Source organism: Yoonia sp. (assembly GCF_017854565.1).
Classification (GTDB): Bacteria; Pseudomonadota; Alphaproteobacteria; order Rhodobacterales; family Rhodobacteraceae; genus Yoonia.
The window spans coordinates 16,549-41,108 of record NZ_JAFMHJ010000031.1 but is presented as its reverse complement, the minus strand read 5'-3'; the positions used below and the strand labels follow the sequence as shown (position 1 = coordinate 41,108).

At 58.9% G+C, this 24,560-nt stretch carries 23 protein-coding genes and 1 tRNA gene; 17 read left to right on the top strand and 7 right to left on the bottom strand.

The window, feature by feature from the left end:
- Positions 1–79: 79 nt before the first annotated feature.
- Positions 80–226 (bottom strand): hypothetical protein, encoded by a 147-nt coding sequence (locus tag QZ196_RS12600; RefSeq protein ID WP_296426914.1) that lies wholly within the window; start codon positions 224–226, stop codon positions 80–82.
- Between the two features lie 364 nt (positions 227–590).
- Positions 591–676, bottom strand: a tRNA-Leu gene (locus QZ196_RS12595).
- Positions 677–840: 164 nt separating this feature from the next.
- Between QZ196_RS12595 and QZ196_RS12590 the strand changes: the two genes are divergently transcribed.
- Positions 841–1,821 (top strand): complex I NDUFA9 subunit family protein, encoded by a 981-nt coding sequence (locus QZ196_RS12590; protein WP_296426912.1) that lies wholly within the window; start codon positions 841–843, stop codon positions 1,819–1,821.
- On the opposite strand, the gene QZ196_RS12585 is transcribed toward QZ196_RS12590, so the two are convergent.
- Positions 1,818–2,621, bottom strand: a complete 804-nt coding sequence (locus QZ196_RS12585) for an undecaprenyl-diphosphate phosphatase (protein ID WP_296426910.1) — start codon at positions 2,619–2,621, stop codon at positions 1,818–1,820. The two genes, QZ196_RS12590 and QZ196_RS12585, sit on opposite strands and share 4 nt — an antisense overlap.
- 219 nt (positions 2,622–2,840) lie before the next feature.
- Between QZ196_RS12585 and QZ196_RS12580 the strand changes: the two genes are divergently transcribed.
- The 7 genes from QZ196_RS12580 to queG all read left to right on the top strand — a co-directional run bounded on the left by QZ196_RS12580 (position 2,841) and on the right by queG (position 12,925).
- Positions 2,841–4,268: an NAD(P)-dependent oxidoreductase gene (locus QZ196_RS12580; RefSeq protein WP_296426908.1), complete on the top strand. Its 1,428-nt coding sequence runs from the start codon at positions 2,841–2,843 to the stop codon at positions 4,266–4,268.
- A gap of 85 nt (positions 4,269–4,353) precedes the next feature.
- Positions 4,354–5,025, top strand: a complete 672-nt coding sequence (locus QZ196_RS12575; RefSeq protein ID WP_296426906.1) for a hypothetical protein — start codon at positions 4,354–4,356, stop codon at positions 5,023–5,025.
- On the top strand, positions 5,022–5,732 hold the full coding sequence (locus QZ196_RS12570; protein WP_296426904.1) for a hypothetical protein: 711 nt from the start codon (positions 5,022–5,024) through the stop codon (positions 5,730–5,732). Before QZ196_RS12575 ends, QZ196_RS12570 begins: the two co-directional genes overlap by 4 nt.
- On the top strand, positions 5,719–10,251 hold the full coding sequence (gene gltB / locus QZ196_RS12565) for a glutamate synthase large subunit (RefSeq protein ID WP_296426902.1): 4,533 nt from the start codon (positions 5,719–5,721) through the stop codon (positions 10,249–10,251). Before QZ196_RS12570 ends, gltB begins: the two co-directional genes overlap by 14 nt.
- 81 nt (positions 10,252–10,332) lie before the next feature.
- Positions 10,333–11,109 (top strand): monofunctional biosynthetic peptidoglycan transglycosylase, encoded by a 777-nt coding sequence (gene mtgA, locus QZ196_RS12560; RefSeq protein WP_296426900.1) that lies wholly within the window; start codon positions 10,333–10,335, stop codon positions 11,107–11,109.
- 61 nt (positions 11,110–11,170) lie between these two features.
- Positions 11,171–11,836 (top strand): glutathione S-transferase family protein, encoded by a 666-nt coding sequence (locus QZ196_RS12555; protein ID WP_296426919.1) that lies wholly within the window; start codon positions 11,171–11,173, stop codon positions 11,834–11,836.
- Between the two features lie 57 nt (positions 11,837–11,893).
- Positions 11,894–12,925, top strand: coding sequence for a tRNA epoxyqueuosine(34) reductase QueG (gene queG, locus QZ196_RS12550; RefSeq protein ID WP_296426917.1), 1,032 nt, complete (start codon positions 11,894–11,896; stop codon positions 12,923–12,925).
- Here the strand turns inward: queG and QZ196_RS12545 are convergent.
- The gene (locus QZ196_RS12545; protein WP_296426898.1) at positions 12,922–13,914 is read right to left on the bottom strand and encodes a fatty acid desaturase; all 993 of its coding nucleotides are present in this window, start codon (positions 13,912–13,914) and stop codon (positions 12,922–12,924) included. The genes queG and QZ196_RS12545 overlap by 4 nt on opposite strands.
- Before the next feature lie 144 nt (positions 13,915–14,058).
- Between QZ196_RS12545 and QZ196_RS12540 the strand changes: the two genes are divergently transcribed.
- Entirely contained in the window at positions 14,059–14,979 is a 921-nt protein-coding gene (locus QZ196_RS12540; RefSeq protein WP_296426896.1) for a DMT family transporter, read from the top strand.
- Here QZ196_RS12540 and QZ196_RS12535 read toward each other — a convergent pair.
- The gene (locus tag QZ196_RS12535) at positions 14,976–15,602 is read right to left on the bottom strand and encodes a hypothetical protein (protein ID WP_296426894.1); all 627 of its coding nucleotides are present in this window, start codon (positions 15,600–15,602) and stop codon (positions 14,976–14,978) included. The two genes, QZ196_RS12540 and QZ196_RS12535, sit on opposite strands and share 4 nt — an antisense overlap.
- A gap of 221 nt (positions 15,603–15,823) precedes the next feature.
- Between QZ196_RS12535 and QZ196_RS12530 the strand changes: the two genes are divergently transcribed.
- Positions 15,824–16,009: a hypothetical protein gene (locus QZ196_RS12530; RefSeq protein WP_296426891.1), complete on the top strand. Its 186-nt coding sequence runs from the start codon at positions 15,824–15,826 to the stop codon at positions 16,007–16,009.
- Between the two features lie 452 nt (positions 16,010–16,461).
- On the top strand, positions 16,462–17,346 hold the full coding sequence (locus tag QZ196_RS12525; RefSeq protein ID WP_296426888.1) for a helix-turn-helix domain-containing protein: 885 nt from the start codon (positions 16,462–16,464) through the stop codon (positions 17,344–17,346).
- On the opposite strand, the gene QZ196_RS12520 is transcribed toward QZ196_RS12525, so the two are convergent.
- On the bottom strand, positions 17,343–18,212 hold the full coding sequence (locus QZ196_RS12520; protein ID WP_296426886.1) for a branched-chain amino acid aminotransferase: 870 nt from the start codon (positions 18,210–18,212) through the stop codon (positions 17,343–17,345). The genes QZ196_RS12525 and QZ196_RS12520 overlap by 4 nt on opposite strands.
- 146 nt (positions 18,213–18,358) lie before the next feature.
- Here QZ196_RS12520 and QZ196_RS12515 point away from each other — a divergent pair, with 146 nt between their 5' ends.
- The 6 genes from QZ196_RS12515 (at position 18,359) to dxs (ending at position 23,731) form a co-directional block, all read left to right on the top strand.
- Complete coding sequence (locus QZ196_RS12515) at positions 18,359–18,865, top strand: MarR family transcriptional regulator (RefSeq protein WP_296426883.1); 507 nt, start codon at positions 18,359–18,361, stop codon at positions 18,863–18,865.
- Positions 18,862–19,563 (top strand): response regulator, encoded by a 702-nt coding sequence (locus QZ196_RS12510; RefSeq protein WP_296426881.1) that lies wholly within the window; start codon positions 18,862–18,864, stop codon positions 19,561–19,563. Before QZ196_RS12515 ends, QZ196_RS12510 begins: the two co-directional genes overlap by 4 nt.
- A gap of 171 nt (positions 19,564–19,734) precedes the next feature.
- Positions 19,735–20,658, top strand: coding sequence for a histone deacetylase family protein (locus QZ196_RS12505; protein WP_296426879.1), 924 nt, complete (start codon positions 19,735–19,737; stop codon positions 20,656–20,658).
- Positions 20,655–20,891 (top strand): exodeoxyribonuclease VII small subunit, encoded by a 237-nt coding sequence (locus QZ196_RS12500; protein WP_296426878.1) that lies wholly within the window; start codon positions 20,655–20,657, stop codon positions 20,889–20,891. The genes QZ196_RS12505 and QZ196_RS12500 overlap by 4 nt, the downstream gene beginning before the upstream one ends.
- A complete protein-coding gene (locus QZ196_RS12495; protein WP_296426876.1) occupies positions 20,884–21,801 on the top strand; it encodes a polyprenyl synthetase family protein in 918 nt (305 codons plus the stop codon). Before QZ196_RS12500 ends, QZ196_RS12495 begins: the two co-directional genes overlap by 8 nt.
- Positions 21,802–21,814: 13 nt before the next feature.
- Positions 21,815–23,731: a 1-deoxy-D-xylulose-5-phosphate synthase gene (gene dxs, locus QZ196_RS12490; protein ID WP_296426874.1), complete on the top strand. Its 1,917-nt coding sequence runs from the start codon at positions 21,815–21,817 to the stop codon at positions 23,729–23,731.
- Here the strand turns inward: dxs and QZ196_RS12485 are convergent.
- Complete coding sequence (locus QZ196_RS12485; RefSeq protein ID WP_296426872.1) at positions 23,723–24,523, bottom strand: ion transporter; 801 nt, start codon at positions 24,521–24,523, stop codon at positions 23,723–23,725. The two genes, dxs and QZ196_RS12485, sit on opposite strands and share 9 nt — an antisense overlap.
- Positions 24,524–24,560 lie beyond the last annotated feature (37 nt).

The window sequence follows — 24,560 nt, the reverse complement described above, 5'->3', positions numbered from 1 at the left end:
GGTCACATGGCTCAGTTCTCAGTGGAAATTATCTGCTTACCTGGCTCACTTCTGCATGGAAATTAACACTGTCTCAGCTTCAATCGTCGTCTGAGCGATCTTCCCAGTCTTCCGGTCGGTCATCATGACCACGGTCCGACCAATAAGTGTCGTTGTTTGGGTTCATCTGGTCTGAACGGTTGTCATTTTCGTGTTGGCTGTGATCGTTATTGTTGTAGCGGCCCATCGGATTGTCCTTTCATGTTGGCCGAGAACTGTCTGTTCTCTCAATCAAGATAGGGATCGATGCGCCAGCAGTCGGGTGTGAAACTCGGGACATTTTTGGTACGTCCGTCAAACTGAGATGGACGACTGTATAGAGGGTTACATCGGCGGACCTACCCGCTTCTGTTCGCCTACTTCCTGCAGTTATCAGCCAGACCTTTTTTGAAATCCCCGATTGAGGAAGTTCTGGTCACCCTGAAGCACATGTGTTTGCAATAGTCTCAACGCGGCGTTCTAGAGCCGGATTGAAATTGGGTAATAATTGGGGAATGCGGGGCTGCCGCTGCGCTTAAGCATCTGTTCGAAATATATTTTTTACAGATATATGGTGCCCAGGAGAGGACTCGAACCTCCACATCGTTGCCAATACTAGCACCTGAAGCTAGCGCGTCTACCATTCCGCCACCTGGGCAGGTGTGGTGAGGGGCGATGTAAGGCTGCTGTGCGGGACTGTCAACGCGATTCGACATCGAAAAGTGACAATGAATGGGCCCGGAGTCCAAAACCATAGGATTGCGCCTTGTCTGACGTTGGGGGGCCGGGTAAACGGGGCCAAACGTGTAAAGAGGCCCAGTCATGTCAAAGCTTGTCACCATTTTCGGCGGATCCGGTTTTGTCGGGCGTTATGTCGCCCGCCGCATGGCCAAAGAGGGTTGGCGCGTCCGTGTTGCGGTGCGCAACACCAATGAAGCGATGTTCGTCCGCCCTTATGGTGCCGTGGGGCAGGTTGAACCCGTCTTCTGCAATATTCGCGATGACGCAAGTGTCGCGGCGGTGACGCAGGGCGCAGATGCCGTGGTGAACTGTGTTGGTGTGTTGGACGAGGTTGGCAAGAATACATTTGCCGCTGTGCAAGCCGAAGGTGCTGCGCGGATCGCGCGGGTGGCCGCAGCGATGGGTATTACCCGCATGGTTCACATCTCGGCGATTGGTGCCGATGCTGGGTCCAAAAGCACGTATGCCCGCACGAAAGCCGCTGGCGAGGCGGGCGTGCTGGCCCATATGCCGGATGCCATGATCCTGCGGCCGTCGATCATATTCGGCCCCGAAGACCAGTTCTTTAACCGCTTTGCGGGCATGACCCGCTTTGGCCCGGTTTTGCCTGTGGTGGGCGCGGACACGCTGTTTCAGCCGGTTTATGTGGATGATGTTGCGGCTGCCGCTGTGAAGGGCGTGTTGGGTCAGGCTAAGGGTGGTGTTTACGAACTGGGCGGTCCCGATGTGGATAGCTTCCGCGCGTTGATGCAGAAAATGCTGGGGATTGTTCGGCGCCGTCGTTTGATCATCAACATTCCATTCTGGATGGCGCGGGTGATGGCATCGGGGTTTGGCGTTTTGCGGACGGTGACGCTGGGCTTGGTCAAGGGACCTGTGACGCAGGATCAGGTGCTAAATCTGGCCGTGGACAATGTGGTCGCTGATGGCGCCCAAGGATTTGCTGCGTTGGGTATTCGCCCGACGGCGATGGATGCGGTATTGGCGGACTATCTGTGGCGGTTTCGGCCTTCGGGTCAGTATGACGCGATCAAGGAATCTGCGAAAAACCTTAAGGTTTAGGTGTAGGCGATCCAAAGCAGCACAGTGCCAAGGCCGAGGCGATACACCACGTATGGGGTATAGCTGACGGCGCGCAACAGGCGCATCATCAGTGTCAGCGCCAGTAAAGCCGCTGCGAATGACATGGCCATCACAATGCCGATATCACGCAGCGCGGATGCATCTGCCGTGCCGATGACGTCCAGACCCAACAGGGTTGCCGAGGCAATGATTGTCGGGATCGACATGAGCATCGACAGGCGTGCGGCGTCGGTCCGGTTGTAACCCAACGTCCGGGCTGCGGTGATGGTGATGCCAGAGCGGGATGTGCCGGGGATCAGGGCGACGGCCTGCCAGAGGCCCATTTTTGCAGCGTCTTTCAGGCTCCATTTTTCGGCAGTTTTCTGGTGGGCACCGGTCTGGTCGGCCCAATAAAGGACAATGCCGAAAATGATCATTGTCCAGCCGATCACAGCGATGCCGCGCATGGCGTCGCTGAGGCCGGTTATTTTCAGGATTAGCCCGAGGACGATCACCGGAATCGTTGCGATCAGCAGGCAGAAAGCGAGCCATGCGCCCTGTGTGTCGATCTTGCCGCGTAGCAAGCGCAGGGTGCCCCACAGCGCAAGCCGGACGTCCGGCCAAAAATACACGATCACCGCTGATAGTGTGCCGAGATGGGCGGCGACGTCGATGATCTGGCCCTGATCGGCAAGCCCCGTCAGCGCGGGCAACAGGATGAGGTGTCCGGACGAAGAAATTGGCAGAAATTCGGTGATACCCTGGATCAAGGCGACCAGAAGGAGGTTGAAGACGGTCATGGTGTCCGGTTCTGTGATTCGGTTGCCGTACCCTAACCCGTTAGGATGTAGGGGGAAGAGATGATATAGGTCGCAAATCGGACCTATTATGCGGCGAATTCCCACCAACAGCCCGCGTGAACCCGTATAATTCTACAATATATGTCAGCATAGCTGCCTTTTCTTTTTGCGCGAAGCGTTTTACAAGGCGTCTCGCTCTGGAATTCGGGAGAATGTGGCATGGCTGGTCAAAAGATGTTGAAGTTCACGACGGTGGACCGGGATATGCCGGAGAAGCGTCCGCCTAATCTACGCAAGCACGACTTTGATGAGATTTATGCAGAGTACGCCCGCGAGAAGGCGGCCGAGCAATCAAGCCGGTGTTCGCAGTGTGGCGTCCCCTACTGCCAGACACATTGCCCGTTGCATAACAACATTCCGGACTGGCTGCGCCTGACCGCAGAGGGGCGGCTGGAAGAAGCCTATGAGCTTTCGCAGGCGACCAATACGTTCCCCGAAATTTGTGGCCGCATCTGCCCGCAGGACCGCCTGTGTGAAGGGAACTGCGTCATTGAACAGTCCGGGCATGGCACTGTTACGATCGGCGCGGTCGAGAAATACATCACGGATACCGCGTTCGCGGAGGGTTGGGTCAAGCCGATCCGCCCCTATGCAGAGCGCCCCGAAAGCGTTGGAATTATCGGTGCCGGTCCCGGCGGGCTGGCTGCGGCTGATATGCTGCGCCGTCAGGGCGTGCAGGTCACGGTCTACGACCGCTATGATCGTGGCGGTGGATTGCTGACCTATGGCATCCCCGGTTTCAAGCTGGAAAAAGACATTGTCATGCAGCGGATGGCGCAGCTTGAGGATGGTGGCGTTGAATTTGTGATGAACTGCAATGTCGGCGAGGACCTGTCGTTTGATGCCATCCGTGGCAAGCATGACGCGGTTTTGATCGCCACGGGCGTCTATAAAACAAGGGACTTGCCTGATTCCGGGGCCGAGGGGATCGTGAATGCGATTGATTACCTGACGGCGAGCAATCGCAAGAGTTTTGGCGACGATGTGCCCGAGTTCGACAGTGGCGAACTGAACGCGGCGGCCAAACGTGTTGTGGTCATTGGTGGCGGTGATACAGCGATGGATTGCGTCCGTACCGCGATCCGGCAGGGCGCCGAAAGCGTGAAATGTCTGTACCGCCGCGACCGTGCCAACATGCCCGGATCGCAGCGCGAGGTGCAGAACGCCGAGGAAGAGGGCGTTGAATTTCTCTGGCTATCAGCGCCGGTTGGCTTTGATGGCGATGCGGTGACGGGCGTGAAGGTGCAGAAAATGCGTCTTGGCGCACCGGACGCCACAGGCCGCCAGACGCCCGAGGTGATTGCCGGGTCCGACTATGTTGAAGGCGCTGATCTGGTGATCAAGGCGCTTGGCTTTGAACCCGAGGACCTGCCGACGCTTTGGGGTGTCGAAGGTCTTGAGGTGACGCGCTGGGGTACGGTGAAGGCTGATTTTGGCAGTGGCGCGACCAGCCTTGAGGGGGTCTACGCCGCCGGTGATATTGTGCGCGGTGCGTCGCTTGTCGTTTGGGCCATCCGGGATGGGCGTGATGCGGCGACGGCAATTCTAGAGTATATTGGGCAGGCGGCGACTGTCGCTGCCGAGTAGCAAGATCGCGTACAGCACCTGTACATACGCCGCACGTACGGGTGCAAAGCATTACGTCAATGACGCTGACCTGAAGGGTTAAGATATGATGAAGCCTTTGATGATCCTTGCCGCGCTTGCCGTGGCCGCCCCGGTTGCCGCACAGCAGGGTTTTGCCGCGCCCGAGGGCTGCACCGGCACGCTGACAGTGCAGCAAAAGGGCTGTGTGATGGTCAATGTCTGGACCTGCGAGGCCGATAATCCCGGTGACCAGTGGATTGCCCTGATTGGCCAGTCGGGCCTGTTCAGCGTGCAGCGGGTCGACGACGAATTTCAGTGGATGGAATCCTATAAGGTGTCCGGCAACGAAGTATTGCAGACCCCCGCGCCTGATCCGTCTTCGCTGACCGAACTATTGGCCAATCAGATTGATACCTGGGATTTCACGCTGGAAGCCGAAGACGGGCTGCGCCGCAATGTCGGGTTTGACATGCTGACGGGTGAGACGACGGTTATTGACGGCGAGCCGCTGCTGAATACTGAATATCAGGGCCGCACGCTGGACGGTGAAGGCAACGAGATTGACGCGGGCAACGGTCGTCAATTTGTGAGCCCTGCGCACCGTCTGTTCTTTTTCGGCGAAAGCTGGGATGCGGCGACGCCTGACAACATCACCGATATGTCCCCGGTCGAGTTTATCTATCCCGGTGAGCCCGGCTTTTTCGTGGATCAGCCGAAGTTCGAATGTAATGTGATCGAATCGGGGTATTTTCAGTGAAATACGCCATTGCATTGATATGCCTTGCAGCACCTGCTGCGGCCCAGGACAGCCCCGCGACATTCAGTTTGCCGGCGGGGTGTGACGCATATTTGACGGTGCAAACCGCCAGTTGCATGGTGGAGCATCATTTCATCTGCGCCGCAGACCCCGCAGGCCATCAGCGCCGTGTCAGTCTTGATGAGCAGGGCATGACCTATGCCGGTGAGATTGACGCAGAAGCCCAGTGGATCGCGAGTTTCCATGCGCTGAGCGGTCATTCCGAGCGTTTATCCCCCAACCCCGCAGAGCCTGCGTCGCTGAGCGACCTGATCAGGGACGGTGTCGACCCATATGATTTCGAAACGCTTTCGGACGAGATAGGTACGACCCATTATGTCGGGCAGGACACGCTGACCGGGCGTCAAATTACGATTGATGACGTGACCCTGCACGAGACCGCCTATGAGATCACCGCCTTTGATCCGGCGGGAACGGTGCTGTGGCAGTCGCAGGGCAACGAATTCATCAGCCGCGATTGGCGGATGTTTCTGTCGGGTACGGGCACGGTGACCACGCCGAACGGCATTTTCGACAAAAACGACAGCCCTGTCGAGTTTATCTTTCCCGGTGAGCCGGGGTTCCTGAGCACGCGGCCAAAGCATGGCTGCGGTGTTGCGATTTCATCTGCCGATATCTTTGAGGAGAATTCCAATGACAACCTATGACGAAACTTGGGTCGCGGCAGAGCAGGCGAAACGCAAATGGATGGCCGAAAACGGCATGTACCGCGAAGATGATGAACATGCGTCGTGTGGTGTCGGCCTTGTGGTGGCGATTGATGGCACGCCGTCGCGCGATGTGGTGGCCAAGGCGATTAACGCCCTCAAGGCTGTCTGGCACCGCGGTGCCGTGGATGCGGACGGTAAGACCGGCGATGGCGCGGGCATACATGTGCAGATCCCGGTCCCGTTCTTTTATGACCAGATCCGCCGCACGGGCCACGAGCCGCATGAGGACAAGTTGATTGCCGTCGGGCAGGTGTTTTTGCCGCGCACCGATTTTGGCGCACAGGAACGCTGCCGGACGATTGTGGAATCCGAAGTGCTGCGGATGGGTCACTATATCTATGGGTGGCGGCATGTGCCGGTGAACACCGAAGTACTGGGTGACAAGGCCAACGCGACGCGGCCCGAGATCGAGCAGATCCTGATCCGCTGCGAAAAGGACATGGATGAGGAGCAGTTCGAGCGCGAGCTGTACATCATTCGCCGCCGGATCGAAAAAGCGGCCGCAGCGGCCCATATTGCCGGCGTTTACATCTGTTCGCTGTCCTGTCGGTCGGTCATTTACAAAGGCATGATGCTGGCCGAGCAGGTCGCGGTTTTCTATCCCGATCTGATGGATGCCCGGTTCGAGAGCGCCTTTGCGATCTATCACCAGCGGTATTCGACCAACACATTCCCGCAGTGGTCGCTGGCACAGCCGTTCCGCATGCTGGCCCATAACGGCGAGATCAACACGCTGAAGGGCAACATGAACTGGATGCGGTCCCATGAAATCCGCATGGCATCGTCGGCGTTTGGCGACAGGGCCGAGGATATCAAGCCGATCATCCCGTCGGGTGCATCGGATTCCAGCGCGCTGGATTCCGTGTTCGAAGTGCTTGTGCGTGCGGGCCGTAACGCCCCGATGGCCAAGACAATGCTGGTCCCCGAGGCGTGGTCACAGCAAGCCGTGGAGATGCCGCAAGCCTGGCAGGACATGTACGGTTACTGCAATGCGGTGATGGAACCTTGGGATGGGCCTGCCGCGCTTGCCATGACGGATGGCCGTTGGGTCTGCGGTGGTTTGGACCGGAATGGTTTGCGCCCGCTGCGGTATGTTGTGACGGGTGATGGCCTGCTGGTGGCCGGGTCCGAGGTGGGCATGGTGCCGGTGGATGAGGCGACCGTGGTTGAAAAGGGCGCGCTTGGCCCCGGCCAGATGATTGCCGTGGACATGCAAGAAGGGCGTTTGTACCGCGACACCGAGTTGAAAGATAAGCTGGCCGCGGCGCAGCCGTTTGGCGATTGGGTCGAAAAGGTTGTCGATCTGAACGATCTTATGCGCGACGTGCCTGAAAAGGCGATTTTCGAAGCCACCGAGCTGCGCAAGCGGCAGGTGGCCGCCGGATATACGATCGAAGAGCTGGAGCAGGTACTGGCGCCGATGGCCGAGGACGGCAAGGAAATGATCGCGTCTATGGGGGACGATACGCCGTCGGCGGTACTGTCCACCAAGTATCGCCCGCTGTCGCATTTCTTTCGGCAAAACTTTAGCCAGGTCACGAACCCGCCGATCGACAGCTTGCGCGAAAGCCGGGTGATGTCGCTGAAGACGCGGTTTGGCAACCTGAAGAACGTGCTGGACGAGGATTCGTCGCAGACCGAAATTCTGGTGCTGCAAAGCCCGTTTGTCGGCAATGCCGAGTTTGACGAGATGGTGCGCCAGTTCGGCGACAGCGTTGCGTTTATCGACTGCACCTTTGCGCCGGGGCGCGGGGCGCTGAACACCGGATTGCAGCGCATCCGCGATGAGGCCGAAGATGCCGTGCGCTCCGGTGCGGGCCATCTGGTGCTGACGGATCAACACCAGTCCGAAGACCGGGTGCCGATGCCGATGATCCTTGCCACGTCTGCGGTGCATTCGGGGCTGACCGCCAAGGGGCTGCGGACGTTCTGTTCGGTCAATGTCCGGTCGGCAGAGTGTATTGATCCGCATTACTTTGCGGTGCTGATCGGCTGCGGTGCGACCACGGTCAACGCCTATCTGGCGCAGGATTCGATTGCGGACCGTCTCCGGCGTGGCCTGATTGACGGCACGCTGACCGAAGCGATGCATCGGTATCGCGCGGCGATTGATGCCGGTCTTCTCAAGATCATGTCAAAGATGGGGATTTCGGTCTTGTCGTCGTATCGCGGCGGCCTGAATTTTGAAGCGGTCGGGCTAAGCCGTGCCATGGTGGCCGAGTATTTCCCCGGTATGCACAGCCGTATTTCCGGGATCGGCACCAACGGGATTCAAACCAAGCTGGAAGAGGTCCACGCACGCGGCTGGAAAGGCGCCACTGATGTGCTGCCGATTGGTGGTTTCTACAAGGCGCGCCAGTCGGGTGAAAAGCACGCATGGGAAGCGCAGACGATGCATATGTTGCAGGCGGCCTGCAACAAGGCGTCCTATCCCATGTGGCAGCAATACTCCAAATCAATGCAGGCGAACCCGCCGATCCATCTGCGCGATTTGCTGGCGATCAAGTCGCTGGGCAAGGCTGTTCCGATTGAAGAGGTGGAAAGCATCACCGCGATCCGCAAGCGTTTCGTGACGCCCGGCATGTCGCTGGGTGCGCTATCGCCCGAGGCGCATAAGACGCTGAACGTGGCGATGAACCGGATCGGCGCCAAATCCGACAGTGGCGAGGGCGGTGAAGACCCCGCGCATTTCCTGCCAGAGCCGAACGGTGATAATCCGTCCGCGAAGATCAAGCAGGTCGCGTCGGGCCGGTTCGGTGTGACGGCGGAATACCTGAACGCCTGTGAAGAGCTTGAGATCAAGGTCGCCCAAGGCGCCAAGCCCGGTGAGGGCGGACAGTTGCCCGGCATGAAGGTCACCGATCTGATTGCCCGTCTGCGCCATTCCACCAAAGGTGTGACGCTGATTTCACCGCCGCCGCACCACGACATCTATTCGATCGAGGATTTGGCGCAGCTGATCTATGATCTCAAGCAGATCAACCCGCGCTGTAAGGTGACGGTCAAGTTGGTTGCGTCAAGCGGTGTGGGCACGATTGCCGCCGGTGTGGCCAAGGCCAAGGCCGACGTGATCCTGATTTCGGGCCATAACGGCGGGACGGGTGCCAGCCCGGCAACCAGCATCAAATATGCGGGCCTGCCATGGGAGATGGGCCTGACCGAAGCGCATCAGGTGTTGGCGATGAACAACCTGCGCGAACGGATTACCCTGCGCACCGATGGCGGTTTGCGCACGGGGCGCGACATTGTCATGGCCGCGATGATGGGTGCCGAGGAGTATGGCATTGGCACGGCCGCGCTGATCGCGATGGGCTGTATCATGGTGCGTCAGTGCCAGTCGAACACATGCCCGGTCGGCGTGTGTACCCAAGACGAAGCGCTGCGCGAGAAGTTCACCGGCAACGCCGAAAAGGTCGTTAACCTGATCACGTTCTATGCCACTGAAGTGCGCGAAATCCTTGCGTCGATCGGCGCGCGGTCTTTGGATGATGTGATTGGCCGCGCGGATTTGCTGACGCAGGTGTCGCGTGGCTCTGCGCATTTGGATGATCTGGACCTGAACCCGCTGCTGATCACGGTCGATGGCGCGCATAAGATCCGGTATGATCGCAACCGTCCGCGCAATGTCGTGGACGATACGCTGGATGCGCAGATCGTGCAGGACGCGGCCCGTTTTCTTAATGATGGCGAGAAGATGCAGCTGGACTACGCGGTGCAGAACACGTTGCGCACTATCGGGACGCGGACATCAAGCCATATCGTGCAGAAATTCGGGATGCGCAACAATCTGCAGCCCGATCATTTGACGGTCAAGCTGCGCGGGTCCGCCGGGCAATCGCTGGGGGCTTTTGCAGCACCGGGGCTAAAGCTGGAAGTGTCGGGCGATGCCAATGACTATGTCGGGAAAGGTCTGTCGGGGGGCACGATCGTGGTGCGGCCACCGATGGTCAGCCCGCTGGTGGCGTCTGAAAATACGATCATCGGCAATACCGTGCTGTATGGCGCGACGGCGGGCTATCTGTTCGCGGCGGGCCGTGCGGGTGAACGGTTTGCTGTGCGCAATTCGGGTGCGCATGTCGTGATCGAGGGCTGCGGGACCAACGGGTGTGAATACATGACCGGCGGCGTCGCTGTCATTCTGGGGACCATTGGTGCCAACTTTGGTGCCGGTATGACCGGCGGCATGGCGTATTTGTACGATCCCAAAGGCAAGGCCGGCGAGCTGATCAACATGGAAAGTCTGGTGACGTGTCCTGTGACTGTCGCCCATTGGGAAGATCAGCTGAAAGCGCTGATCGAACGTCATGCGGCAGAAACCGGCAGCCGCAAGGCCGCTGATATCTTGCAGCATTGGGATGCGGAAAAGGGGTATTTCCTGCAGGTTTGTCCAAAAGAGATGCTGATCCACATCAAGCACCCGCTGACCGTTGAAGAAGCCGCAATTCCTGCGGAGTAATCGCAACGCCCCCGCGCAAATTGCGCGCGGGGGTTATTGTGGCGCTTGACCCGTCCGGCGTGTGCGTGGCTTATGTGGGCGATGGCAGAGCAGAGCACACCAAGAACGCAGTCGGCGAAAAAACAGTCCGCAAAGACGGCAGAACCGAAAAAGACCCACACGAAAAAGCCGCCGAACCTGATCGACAGGACGGCGCATTTCGTGCGTCGGGTCTTTTTTTGGGGGTTTGCGGCTGTATGTGGGTTTTTCCTGCTGGCTACGCTGCTATATGCGGTGATCAATCCACCAACGACGCCGTATATGTTTGCCGAAGGGCGCCGCCTGGGCGGGGTCAAGCAGGACTGGGTGCCGATGGCGCAGATCGCCCCTGTCATGGCCCGGTCGGCGGTCGCTGCCGAGGACGCGAATTTCTGCCTGCACTGGGGTCTGGACGTAAAGGCGATACGCGCCGCAGTTGATCGTGGGCGCGGTGGCGCGTCCACCATTAGCCAGCAAGTCGTGAAAAACGTCTATCTTTGGCATGGCCGCAGTTGGCTGCGCAAAGCGGTCGAGGCGCTATGGACCCCGCTGGCCGAGGCCATGTGGAGCAAGCGCCGGATCTTGGAGCTTTACCTGAATGTGGCTGAATTTGACGAGGGTGTGTTTGGCGTGCAGGCCGCCGCACGTCATTATTTCGGTGTGGATGCCGCTGACTTGACGGCAACGCAGGCGGCCCGGCTGGCCGCGATCCTGCCCGCGCCAAAAGACAGATCAGCCGCGAACCCCAGTCCGTTTGTGCGCGAACGCACCCGCGCCATCATCAGTGGGGCCGCGACGATTGCAGCGGATGGGCGCGCGGATTGTTTTGAAAACGGTTGACCCCATTGATCCGCCCCGTCCCTTGCTGCATTGAAGGGTAAACCCCAGTTGCGAGTCTGTGATGAATACGCTGTATCATTATCCGTTGTCCCCATTTTCGCGCAAAGTGCGCCTGTGCCTGGCTGAAAAGAAGATTGAGGTGGTGCTGGTCGAAGAGCGGTACTGGGAGCAGGATGCGGATTTTCTGCGGCGCAATCCGGCGGGCAAAATCCCGGTTCTGCGGATGGCAGGGCGCACGATGTCCGAAAGTACGGCAATCTGCGAATATCTTGATGAAAGTTTTCCAACGCCGCCGCTGTTCCCGCGTGATGCCGAAGGCCGTTACGAGGTGCGCAGATTGGTGGGGTGGTTTGACGACAAATTCTATCATGATGTCACCAAGAAATTGATAGGCGAACGGGTATATCGCAAGGTGATGGGCACCGGATATCCGGACAGTGCCAACGTCAAGTCGGGTGCCAAGGCGGTGAAATACCATCTGGATTATTTGGCATTTCTGCTGGAGCAGCGTCGATGGCTGGCCGGCAATGAGATGACGATCGCCGATTTTGCGGCTGCGGCGCATCTGTCCTGTCTGGATTATACCAGTGATGTGGATTGGAACCGACATGAGGTCGTCAAGGATTGGTATGCCAAGATCAAGTCGCGCCCGGCGTTCCGGTCGTTGCTGGCGGATGAGGTGCCGGGGTTTCAGCCTGCTGCGCACTATGCTGACTTGGACTTTTAGGGGGCGCTGCCCCCGTCCCTGCGGGACCCCCCCGGGATATTTATGCTTGGAAGAAGCATGAAGGGGCGTTTGGTGGCCTTTGCGCAAGAGGCGGGCTTTGCGAAGGTGGGGGTTTGTCGGCCGGATGCGGTGCCGCAGATGGCCGAACGATTGTCGGCGTTTGTGGATGCGGGGATGCATGGCCAGATGGCGTGGATGGCTGACAGGATGGCGTGGCGTGGTGATCCGGCGGCATTGTGGCCCGAGGCCCGGTCGGTGATCATGTTGGCCGAGCCATACACGCCAGAGCATGATCCACTGGCTGTTTTGGCGCGTCCGGACCGCGCGGCGATTAGCGTTTATGCGCAGGGCCGCGATTATCATGATGTCGTCAAGAAACGCCTCAAGGTCGTAGGGCGGTGGCTGATTGATCAGGTGCCGGGGGCGGAGATCAAGGTTTTCGTCGATACCGCGCCGGTGATGGAAAAGCCGTTGGCGCAGGCGGCGGGTCTGGGGTGGCAGGGCAAGCATACGAATTTGCTGGGCCGGGATTTGGGATCCTGGTTTTTTCTGGGGGCGATTTTCACGACTGTTGAGCTTGCCCCGGATACGGCTGAGGTCAGCCATTGCGGATCTTGTACCGCATGTTTGGATGTTTGTCCGACGGATGCGTTTCCAGCGCCGTACCGATTGGATGCGCGTCGCTGTATTTCCTACCTGACGATTGAACACAAAGGGCCCGTAGACGAGGATTTGCGGGCGCTGATGGGCAATCGCATCTATGGTTGTGATGATTGCCTGGCGGTTTGTCCGTGGAATAAATTTGCCGTCGCAGGCCGCGATGCCCGTTATGCCGCGCGCGCGGATTTGTTGGCGCCGCCTTTGGCTGCGCTGGCTGCATTGGATGACGCAGGGTTTCGGGCGCAGTTTTCAGGGTCGCCGATCAAGCGGATCGGGCGTGACCGCTTTGTGCGTAATGTGGCTTATGCGATTGGTAATTCTGGCGATCCGGCATTGTTGCCTGCCGTTGCGCGACTGGTGGACGATCCGGATCCTGCGGTGGCAGACGCTGGCCGCTGGGCGGTGCAGCGTCTGCGATCTGTGGTTTAGGCTGCGCGGCGGGCGGCGGCGAACGACACCAGGCGGCGGCTTTTTTCATCCCAGAGGTCCAGGCTCGCGCATTTGAGGCTTTGGAGGACCGTCATGCGGCTGCATTCCACCAGTTCCTGATGGTCGCGCAGCACCTCTGTCAGCCGATAGAACGGGATGCGGCTGTACAGGTGGTGGATGTGGTGGATACCGATATTGGCGGTGAACCAGCGCAGGATCGGCGGCAGGTCGTAGTGCGAGCTGCCATGCAATGCCGCCTCGTGGAGTTGCCAATCGGCGGCCTGGTCCCAGTGGGTCGTTTCAAATTGGTGCTGCACGTAGAACAGCCAGACGCCGACGGATGCGGCAATCAGAGTGGTCGGAAGGAAGACAAGAAACAGCGCCTGAAGGCCGCCGAAATACACGATGGTGCCAAGGATTGCAGCGATTGCGGCGTTCGTGCCCATCGCGCTGATCCAATATTTGCGGCCCTGTGTCATCAGGCCAAGCGGCAAGCGGTTTTGCAGGAAGAAAAGATAGGTCGGGCCGAGTCCGAACATCACCAGCGGATGTCGATAGGCGCGGTACAGGAAGCGGCCAAAGGCGGTGCGCTGGTGGTATTCTTCGACGGTGAGGGTCATCACATCGCCGATGCCGCGCTGATCAAGGTCGCCCGCATGGCTGTGGTGCAGCGAATGTGTGCGCCGCCATACGTCATATGGTGTGAGCGTCACAACGCCGAGCGCGCGACCGACCCAGTCGCTGACCGTGCGGTTGCCAAAGAACGAACCGTGCCCGCAATCATGCTGTATACAGAATAATCGCAGAAGGAATAAGCCGTTCAGGGCCGAGATGAGCAGGGCGCCCACGTAGCTGTGTGGCGCGACCCAGCAGGCCACGACCCACAACACAATAAATGGAATCAGGCTGACGCCCAATTCAAAGCTGCTGCGGAGACTGCTTGGCTCGCGGTATTTTGCCAGAACTTGCACCCAATCGCGAGGTGACATGTTTGACGGCGTCTGTGTATCTGTCTGCATGCACTGCTTCTTATTTTTACGTAGTATCGGATATCTTAACGCTGTCAGTTAGCAAGCGAAAAAGGCTTCATTGTGTTACTAGTGTGACCTACGTTGCGTTAAAAGGGGACTAATATGCAGCCGCTGCGTGGAATCTTGTTCAAAGTCCTGTCTGTTTGCATGTTCATGGCCATGGCGAGCCTGATCAAAGCGGCGTCGGCAGACGTGCCGCCGGGGCAGGCAGTTTTCTTTCGGGCGTTCTTTGCCCTGCCGATCATTCTGGGCTGGCTGGCGATCCGGGGCGAGCTGCGCCATGGCTGGAAAACCAAAAACCCGATTGGCCATTTCTGGCGCGGGCTGGTGGGAACATCGGCGATGGGGCTGGGGTTTACCGGGCTGGGCCTGTTGCCATTGCCCGAAGTCACCGCGATTGGCTACGCCGCGCCGCTGCTGGTCGTGATCTTTGCCGCGATGTTCTTGAACGAGGACGTGCGCGCGTTTCGTTTGTCGGCGGTGGGGCTGGGCATGGTTGGCGTGCTGATCGTGCTGTCGCCCCGGCTGTCGGTGGGCGCATCGTTAAACAGCGCCGAAACATTGGGCGCGATCGTGGTCCTGATGGGGGCCGTTCTGGCGGCGCTGGCGCAGGTGTTCGTGCGCAAACTGGTGGCGACGGAAGGCACTGCGGCGATTGTGTTCTGGTTCACGGTGACATCATCGGTGCTGTCGCTGTTCACGGTGCCGTGGGGCTGGGTTGCCCCGTCGTGGCCGATTGCCGGGCTGTTGGTGGTGGCGGGCCTGTTGGGCGGGATCGGGCAGATTTTCCTGACGTCGAGCTATCGGTTTGCCGACGCGTCGCTGGTGGCGCCGTTTGATTACACGTCAATGATCCTTGCGCTGACGATTGGGTATTTCGTATTTGATGAGGTGCCGACGCGCACCATGTTGATCGGCGCGGGCATTGTGATTTCTGCTGGCGTGCTGATCATCTGGCGGGAACGGCAACTGGGGCTGCAGCGCGCACAGCAGCGTAAGGCGACCGGCAATATTGGCGGCTAGGACCGTTGGCTGCCGAATCCGATTTTGTCGAACACACCTTTTGCGCGGGCCATTCGGCGGGACAATCCCGGTGGGACCGCAGGGACCCGCAGGCCCAGTGCGGCGTAAAGCGGCCAAAGATGTGCCGCGTTGTCAGGGGAAAGATGCGGTGGCAGGTCAACCGGCGTGCCGCCCTGCGGTTTGAGGAATTTGGCGGGGATTGTGAACGGGAGTGACCCGCGAGGCCGCGCCATCACTTTTTGATTCATGCACGCGATGCTGCGCGGTTCGGCATCCTGACTTTCGACAGACAGGGTGTGAGTGCGAAAATACCCCTTGTCCCAGTTCAAAAGGACGAGCGAAAAGATATCCGAGGCAGTCGGATGCATCGGCAGCGGGACAGGGTTATCAAGGTGGTGCGCCGGGTTCGTCTGGTAAAACGCATGGACGGCGACGGCGAAATCACATTCGGTCCGGTTCAGCATCCAGAAAATCAATTCATCATGGCGGCCCGGCGTGGTCCGGCGAATAGTGTCAAGCCACAGGTCTTGCGGCGCGGTCTTGAGGGCGCGCTGCAGGGCTGTTTGGGCATCTGCAAGACGATCGCCTGCCTGTGCTATGCTGAGTGGCGTGGTCTTGGGCATCTGTTTATTTACTGTTTATTTACTGGTTATCGGGTACGGCACAGCCACAGACGCGCGACCCCTTTGCCAATGACAAGGCTGGGATCATCGCGATCTGCGGCAGAACAAAGCGTTCCGGGGTAATTAGACCGCGTGTTTGTGGCATTGTGTGGGCGGGATCGCGGGGATGCTGCGGATCTCTTTGATTTATGCTATTATATCTATTCAGATCGGAGGAAATGATGAGAAGACATGTTTTGGACAGACCGACAGCGGTGTCGAATGAAATGTTGCGCCGCGTCATCGCTATCAGGCGTGCTGCGTTGCCACGTGCCGCGAGCGTGATGCTGCAACGGCGGCGTCGCCAGTTGTCGGACGCGCGGCGCACGGTGCAATTTCTGCGGATCGCGCGCGGGTCGATGGTATGAGACGGTAAAGTGTTACCGTGAGACTACGTAAAATCATGTGCCGCCCTGACTTAAAGAATGAGGGGGAGATTACCCCCCTCATTCGCATGCTACGGAAAATAGTATTTTGATCCTTTTCAGTAACCAGCGATAGAGATGGGCAGAAATCCCTTCCTCGTTGGTTTTTGTTGGGTCTGCGAGCCTTTGTGGTCTGGGTTTGTTGATCCATTGATCGCCGTAGACGATTGTGATGTGCGGGCTTTTGTCGGGGCCATCAGGCAGCGATGTTTTTGGCATGTTCTCCCTTTTCATGTGCCTGATACATACAAAGCACAGTTCGGGGTGTGGTGTAAAGTATTACGTTGTAATTACGTAAAATAGTAATATCGGAAGATATTAGTACACTTTGATTTGCGTCTGAGCCTGTCCTGTGCCACTGATGTGTAAGGCATCTGGGAATGCAGGAGGGCGCCGTGGACGTATTTGGTGAAGTGCTAAGGACTGTTCTTGATAAAAAGGGCATCCATCATCAAGATATCGCGACGGCGCTTGGCAAGACAGAAAGCGCTGTGTCGCACCTGATTTCGGGGCGGACCAAATCCGTAGATGACCTGACATCCGCGAGAATTTCCCAAGTGCTGGGAACGCCGGAGACGTTTTGGTCAGAGCTGAAGTCCGCGGAAAAGCAACGTGCGGCACGACCTGCGCCCTATTATTTGCGCGCGCTGGGCTATGCCGTAGAGCCGGTTGTTAAGGCGGGAATTCTTGTTGATTACCAAGTCGTTGGTATCATTGAGCGCTGGAAGGATGTCGAGGAAGACGCCTATACCGATGATACGCTGGTGATCGAGCCGTTCAACAGTAGCGATATGAAGGCGACAGGGTACGACACCCACATCGGCGGCGTTTGGAGCGGCCCACCCAAGACCAGCGTGCCACGCAGGCTGCAAGATGATGAGTTGCTGACAATTCAGCCCGGTGAAACGGCATATGTCCATTCGCGCGAACATTTCCGCATGCCGGTGGATATCGTGGGCCGTATTGGCCCAACGGTGGATTTGATCACCTGTGGGGTCAATGTATCGCACGGACCGCTCGTGGCGCCGCTGTATTGTGGCAAGCTGACGGTGGCATTACACAACTTCACATCCGAGCCTGTCAGTATTTCACAAAAGACACGGTTCATTAAAGTCGTGTTCGAAAAATTACAGGCGATCCCAGAGACGCGGGAAAAGCTGATGGGGCTTGATACGCAGCGCAAACTTGAGCAGGACAAAGCGTTCTTGCAGCAAGAGGAGCAGCGGACGCTGGCGGAGCTTGATGCAATCCGCCAGGCCATTGCGCAGGCGGACCGTTAGGCGCGGACCAGCCGTTCGTATGCGGCGGAAATGTCCTGTGTCATCGCACCGACGTCGAAATTATAGTCGCCAATCTGCCCGACGGGGGTCACTTCGGCGGCGGTCCCGGTGAGCCAGCATTGCTGGAAACCTTCAAGTTCCTCGGGCATGATTACCCGTTCATGCACCTTGATACCCTTGTCTTGCAGCATGCCAATGACCGTTTGCCGGGTCAGACCGTTCAGGAACGCATCGGCCTTGGGTGTGTGCACCTCTCCGTCTTTGACGAAGAAGATGTTGGCCCCCGTCGCCTCGGCGACGTAGCCGCGATAGTCGAACATCATCGCGTCAGAACACCCTTTCGCTTCGGCGGCGTGTTTGGACATGGTGGCGATCATGTAAAGCCCGGCAGCCTTGGCCTGGGAGGGTGCGGTTTCGGGCGACGGACGTTTCCATTTCGCGATATCAAGCTTGGCGCCCTTGGTTTTCGCGTCGCCGTAATAGTTTCCCCATTCCCAGACCGCGACGGCAAGGTGCACAGGATTGCGCGCGGCGGCGACACCCATGTCCTGCCCGGCCCCGCGCCATGCGAGGGCGCGCACATAGGCATCCTTGAGTCCGTTGGCCGCGAGCGCGGCGGTCTTGGCGGCTTCGATTTCATCCACGGTGTAGGGGATGTCAAAGTCGATCAGTTGGCCAGAGCGGATGAGGCGTTCGGAGTGGTCGCGCGATTTGAAAATCTTGCCGTTGTAGCAGCGTTCGCCTTCGAACACCGACGAGGCATAATGCATGGCGTGGGTCAGAATGTGCACATTCGCGCTGCGCCAATCGACCAATTGGCCGTCCACCCAGATTTTGCCGTCCCTGTCGTCATAAGCACCAACCATCGCCAGTCTCCGTCATATTTGCATTTATTACGTCATTATGTCCGCTTCGGACATAATGTTGCGTACTTTGTGGGCTTCGCTACCAGTTGAAACTTGGAATGTCAATAAAGCTGACGTATTGTCAGGCGAGAATAAGGGAGAACCGCATGGCCGAAGGGTTACAACCCCAGATGGGGCAGAGCCTGCTGTTTCTGACGGACGAACAGCTGCGCAAGGGAATCGAGGCGATGTTTTTCGCCTATCGTGGGTTTACGGCTGATCCAGATCGCATTCTTGCGGATAAATCGTATGGGCGCGCGCATCACCGTGCAATTCACTTTATACATCGCAGTCCCGGCACGACGGTGAACAACCTGCTTGCGATTCTTGGCGTCACCAAGCAATCGTTGAACCGCGTCTTGCGCACCTTGATCGAAGACGGTTTGGTCGCTAGCACGGTGGGCAAGAAAGACAAGCGCGAGCGTCATCTGCACTTGACCCCTGCAGGGGCAATATTGGAGCGTGAATTGTCGGATGCGCAGCGTGACCGGATGCGCAGCGCCTATCGCGCGGCCGGGCCAACCGCCGTCGCCGGTTTTCGGCAAGTGCTTGAAGCGATGATGGATGAAGAAACGCGCCACCATTATGAGGCGATGAAGGATAGACCGGAATGAAAGCTGATGACGCTCACCTGCTGATTGTCGACGATGATGAGCGTATTCGCGGTTTGCTGCAGAAATTCTTGATGCGGAGCGGGTTTTTGGTCAGCACGGCGCGGGATGCCGCCCATGCCCGCCGTATTCTGGCGGGTCTGGAGTTCGATTTGATCGTGTTGGACGTGATGATGCCGGGCGAAGATGGCATGAGCCTGTGCCGTGATCTGCGCAGGACGATCACGACGCCGATCATGTTGCTGACCGCCAAAGCCGAAACCGATGACCGGATTACCGGGCTTGAGGCGGGCGCCGATGATTATCTGGCCAAGCCGTTTGAACCCAAGGAATTGCTGTTGCGGATCAATGCGATCTTGCGCCGGGTGCCAGCGGCCGAACCTGCCGTTATCTTGCCCAAGGTGTTGAATATGGGGCCGGTCCGCTATGATATTGAGCGGGGCGAGATGTGGCAGGGCAATCAGATGGTGCGTTTGACAGCCACCGAGAGCCAGTTGATGCGGATTTTTTCCGGCTGTCCGGGCGAACCTGTGACCCGTGGCCGTCTGGTCGAGGAATTGAGCCGGTCGGGTGAGCAAACGCAGGAGCGTGCGGTCGATGTTCAGATCACGCGGCTGCGCCGCAAGATCGAAGTGGACCCCAAGCAGCCCCGGTATCTGCAGACGGTGCGTGGCGCGGGTTATATGCTGGCCCCCGAATAGGGTGACCGGATTGCGTGCCTGACGGCGCATTCCATTCTGGCGTCTGTGGCGGGGGTTGCGGGCCAGAATTGATGTCGGGCGCGTGCCGGGTGTTGTGTCTGCCTCCGGCGGGGATATTTATGCTTGGAAGAAGCGGTGACGCTTTTGGGGTAGATGGGAGGCCGTGGGGCTATGACGACTGCATTGATTTCACATCCGGCGTGTCTGGATCATGTGACGCCGCCGGGTCATCCTGAGCAGGTGGCCCGTTTGGATGCCGTTTTGGGCGCGCTGGCGGCGATTGATCTGCTGCGGGTCATGGCACCGTTGGCCGCTGAGGACGATCTGTTGCGCGCCCATCCCAAAGCCCATGTCGATGCGATACGTGCGGCCGCGCCACAGAGCGGCTGGCGGTCGTTGGATGCGGATACGCATATGTCGGTGGGGACATTGCAGGCGGCGTACCGTGCTGCGGGCGGTGTTGTCCGGGCTGTGGACATGGTGCTGGGCGGTGAGGTGGCAAATGCCTTCGCCGCCGTGCGCCCGCCGGGGCATCATGCCGAGCGCGAGACGGCCATGGGGTTCTGTTTCTTTGGCAATGTTGCGATCGCGGCGAAATATGCGCTGGATCATCATGGTTTGGAGCGCGTGGCGATCGTGGATTTTGACGTGCATCACGGCAATGGCACGCAGGATCTGGTCGAGGATGACGCCAGGATTTTGTTTTGTTCGACGCATCAGGTACCGCTGTATCCCGGCACGGGTGCCGCAGATGAGACCGGCGTGGGGAATGTGCTGAATGTGCCTTTGCCCGAAGGCACCGGTTCTGCGGTGTTTCATGATGTGATGGAGCGCGTGGTCTTGCCGCGCGTCGATGCGTTTGCGCCGCAGCTTTTGCTGATCTCGGCGGGGTTTGATGCGCATCGGGCGGATCCATTGGCGGGGATGATGTTGGAGACGGACGATTTTGCCTGGGTCACGCAGCGGTTGTGCGATCTGGCGGATCGTCATTGCCAAGGGCGCGTTGTATCGGCGTTGGAAGGTGGATATGACCTTGGGGCGCTGGGGGCGAGTGCCGCTGCCCATGTCAAGGTATTGGAGGAACGAGGCCGATGAGTGAGCCCGTGGACAAGATGAGCTTCGAAGAGGCGATCAAGGAACTGGAGGCCGTTGTCGGCCAGCTGGAGCGTGGCGATGTGGCGCTGGACCAGTCAATCGCGCTTTATGAGCGCGGTGCGGCATTGAAGGCGCGCTGCGAAGCGAAGCTGAAAGAGGCCGAAGAAAAGGTGGCGAAGATCACGCTGGGTGAAGGTGGACAGCCCACGGGGACAGAGCCACTGGATGGTTGAGCCGCTTTCCCAGTTTATTGTGACGGACAATACTGAGATGGCGCGCAAGCCTTTGGCGCAGGCGCTTGGCCAAGCGGTCGAGGTTGTCGAGGGCCATGTCATGATCGGTCTTGCTGGTCTGACTGGCCCGATCCCGGATGCGATGCGATACGCGGTTTCGGGGGGCAAGGCGCTGCGTGCTTTTCTGGTGCTTGAGACAGCGCGTCTGCATGGCGTAGGTGCCGACAAGGCAGGGGCGGCAGCGGCGGCGATTGAGTGTTTGCACGCCTATTCGCTGGTGCATGATGATCTGCCCTGCATGGATGATGATGCCCTGCGGCGCGGGCAACCCACCGTCCATGTCAAATGGGATGAAGCAACGGCCGTTTTGGCTGGTGACGCACTGCAATCGTTCGCATTTGCCCTGATTGGTCAAACGGGGTGCCCGGTTGCGGCGCGTTTACATCTGTCATTGTCCCTTGCGCATGCGGCGGGTGTGCGGGGCATGGTTGGCGGGCAGGCAGCGGATATCGCGGCTGAAACCGCAGCGTTTCCCCTGACGCTGGACCAGATTGTCGCGCTGCAAGCCGGCAAGACGGGTGCTTTGATTAGTTGGTCCGCCATGGCTGGCCCGCGCATGGCCGAGGCTGAAACCGGCCCGTTGCATGTCTATGGTGACTGTCTGGGCCTTGCATTTCAGATATGGGACGATGTTCTGGACGTCGAAGGGGATGCCATCGCCGTTGGCAAGGCCGTTGGCAAAGATGCCGCTGCCGGGAAGGCGACGTTTGTGTCCTTGCTGGGTCTTGATGGGGCGAAAAGTCGCGCGGCGGAACTGGTACAAGAGGCGTGCGATGCGTTATCCCCCTATGGTGACGACGCAGAAACGTTGAAGGACGCCGCCCGTTTTGTGATTTCGCGGACGTATTGAAAGAAGGGTCGTTATGACTGACCAGCCAAAGACACCCACCTTGGATCGGGTCCGCACGCCGGACGATATGAAGGCGATGAGCGACGCGGATTTGCGGCGGTTGGCAGATGATTTGCGGACCGAGACGATTGCGGCCGTATCCGAGACAGGCGGTCATTTGGGTGCCGGGCTGGGAGTGGTTGAGCTGACTGTCGCGCTGCACGCGGTGTTTGACGCGCCCAAGGACAAGATCATTTGGGATGTGTCGCATCAGTGTTACCCGCACAAGATTTTGACAGGGCGCCGTGACCGTATTCGGACCCTGCGCATGGAAGGCGGGCTGAGCGGTTTTACCAAGCGGTCGGAAAGCCCCTATGATCCGTTTGGTGCGGCCCACTCCAGCACGTCGATTTCGGCGGCGCTGGGGTTTGCCGTGGCACGTGATCTGGGCTGCGGTGGTGGTGATGCAATTGCGGTGATCGGTGATGGCGCGATGTCGGCGGGCATGGCGTATGAGGCGATGAACAATGCGGGGCATTTGGGCAAGCGGTTGATCGTGATTTTGAACGACAATGAGATGTCGATTGCGCCGCCGACGGGTGCGATGTCTTCGTATCTGTCGCGGCTTTACGCGGGCGAGCCGTTTCAAGAATTCAAGGCCGCCGCAAAGGGTGCGATGTCGCTGTTGCCAGAGCCGTTCCGGGAAGGGGCCAAGCGGGCCAAGGATATGCTGAAGCATATGACGGTCGGCGGGACGTTGTTTGAGGAGTTGGGGTTTTCGTATCTGGGGCCGATTGACGGTCACGACATGGAGCAGCTGCTGTCGGTTTTGCGGACCGTCAAGGCGCGCGCCGATGGGCCGATCTTGATCCACGCTATCACCAAGAAGGGCAAGGGCTATGCCCCGGCGGAGATGGCCAGCGACAAGGGGCATGCGACGGCCAAGTTTGACATGGTGACGGGCAAGCAAAAGAAGACGCCGAGCAATGCACCGTCCTATACATCTGTGTTTGCGGATACGTTGCTGAGGCTGGCCGCAGATGATCCACGGATTGTGGCGGTGACGGCGGCGATGCCGGATGGCACCGGGCTGAACAAGTTCATGGAACGTTATGCCAGCCGCTGTTTCGATGTGGGCATTGCGGAACAACATGCGGTGACGTTCAGCGCGGGCATGGCGGCGGGCGGATTGCGCCCGTTTTGTGCGCTTTATTCGACGTTCTTGCAGCGCGGTTACGATCAGGTGGTGCATGATGTCGCGATCCAGCGGTTGCCCGTGCGCTTTGCGATTGATCGGGCGGGGTTGGTTGGCGCCGATGGCGCAACCCATGCGGGGGCATTTGATGTGGCGTTTCTGGCGAACTTGCCCGGATTTGTCGTGATGGCTGCCGCCGATGAGGCCGAACTGGTGCGTATGGTCGCGACCGCTGCTGCGTATGATGACGGGCCGATTGCGTTTCGGTTTCCCCGTGGCGAAGGTGTCGGGGTGGAAATGCCCGAGACGCCAGAGCTGCTGGAGATCGGGAAGGGCCGGATGATCCGCGAGGGGTCGCGCGTTGCGATCCTGTCATTTGGGACGCGCCTGCAAGAGGTTATGGTTGCGTCCGAGGCGCTGGAGGCGCGCGGGATCAAGCCAACGATCGCCGATGCGCGGTTCGCCAAGCCGCTGGACCGGGATCTGATCCTGAAACTGGCAACCACGCATGAGGCGCTGATTTGCGTCGAAGAAGGCTGCGTGGGTGGTTTCGGATCACATGTGGCGCAACTGCTGGCCGACGAGGGCGTGTTTGACCACGGGCTGAAGTTCCGGTCGATGGTGTTGCCGGATATCTTTATTGATCAGGCAAGCCCGAAAGCGATGTATGATGTGGCCGGGCTGAATGCGGATCAGATTGAGGCAAAGGTGCTTGAGGCGCTGGGCGTGGCAAAGCTGGATGCGAAATCAGCCTGATTTGCGGTTCCGGGCTGGTGGGGCCGTGGCATCCAGCCGACGCTCTATCGCTTCCAACTTGGCCAGAACGTCGTCACGGTAGGCATCTGTGGCGGCGTTACCCTCTTGGGCATGGGCATCCTGCATGGAGTTCACGATCAGACCAACCAGAAGGTTTACCACCGCAAAGGTCGTGACCATGATGAATGGAATGAAGAACAGCCACGCGAAGGGGTAGACCTGCATTACCGGGCGGACGATACCCATTGACCAGCTTTCCAGCGTCATGATCTGAAACAGGGTATAGCCCGACAGGCCAAGCGTGCCGAACCATTGCGGAAAGGACGCCCCGAACAGTTTGGTGGCCATGACGGCACCGATATAGAAAATGATGCCCATCAGAATGAATACCGACCCCATGCCGGGCAGCGCCGTGACAAACCCCTCGACGACGCGGCGCAGCGAGGGAACGACGGAAATGACGCGCAACACACGCAGTATGCGCAGGGCGCGCAACACCGAGAGCCCGCCGTTTCCGGGCACCAGCGACAGGCCGACAATCACCAAATCAAAGATATTCCAGCCGCCCCGGAAGAACCGGGGGCCTTGGGCGAACAGCTTGGCTGCCAGTTCAAGGACAAAGATGCTGAGGCAAAGCGCATCCAGAAGATAGATCAGCGGGCCAAAGCGGGCCATGACCGACCCCGAGGTTTCAAGCCCGAGAATGACGGCATTGAAGATGATCACACCCAAAATAAAGTTGGTGACACTGGGCCGTTCAAGAAAAGACGCGGTCTGCCGGCGAAGTGTCATATGGGTTCCCTTTGCTTAAACTGACTGTGATATGTGG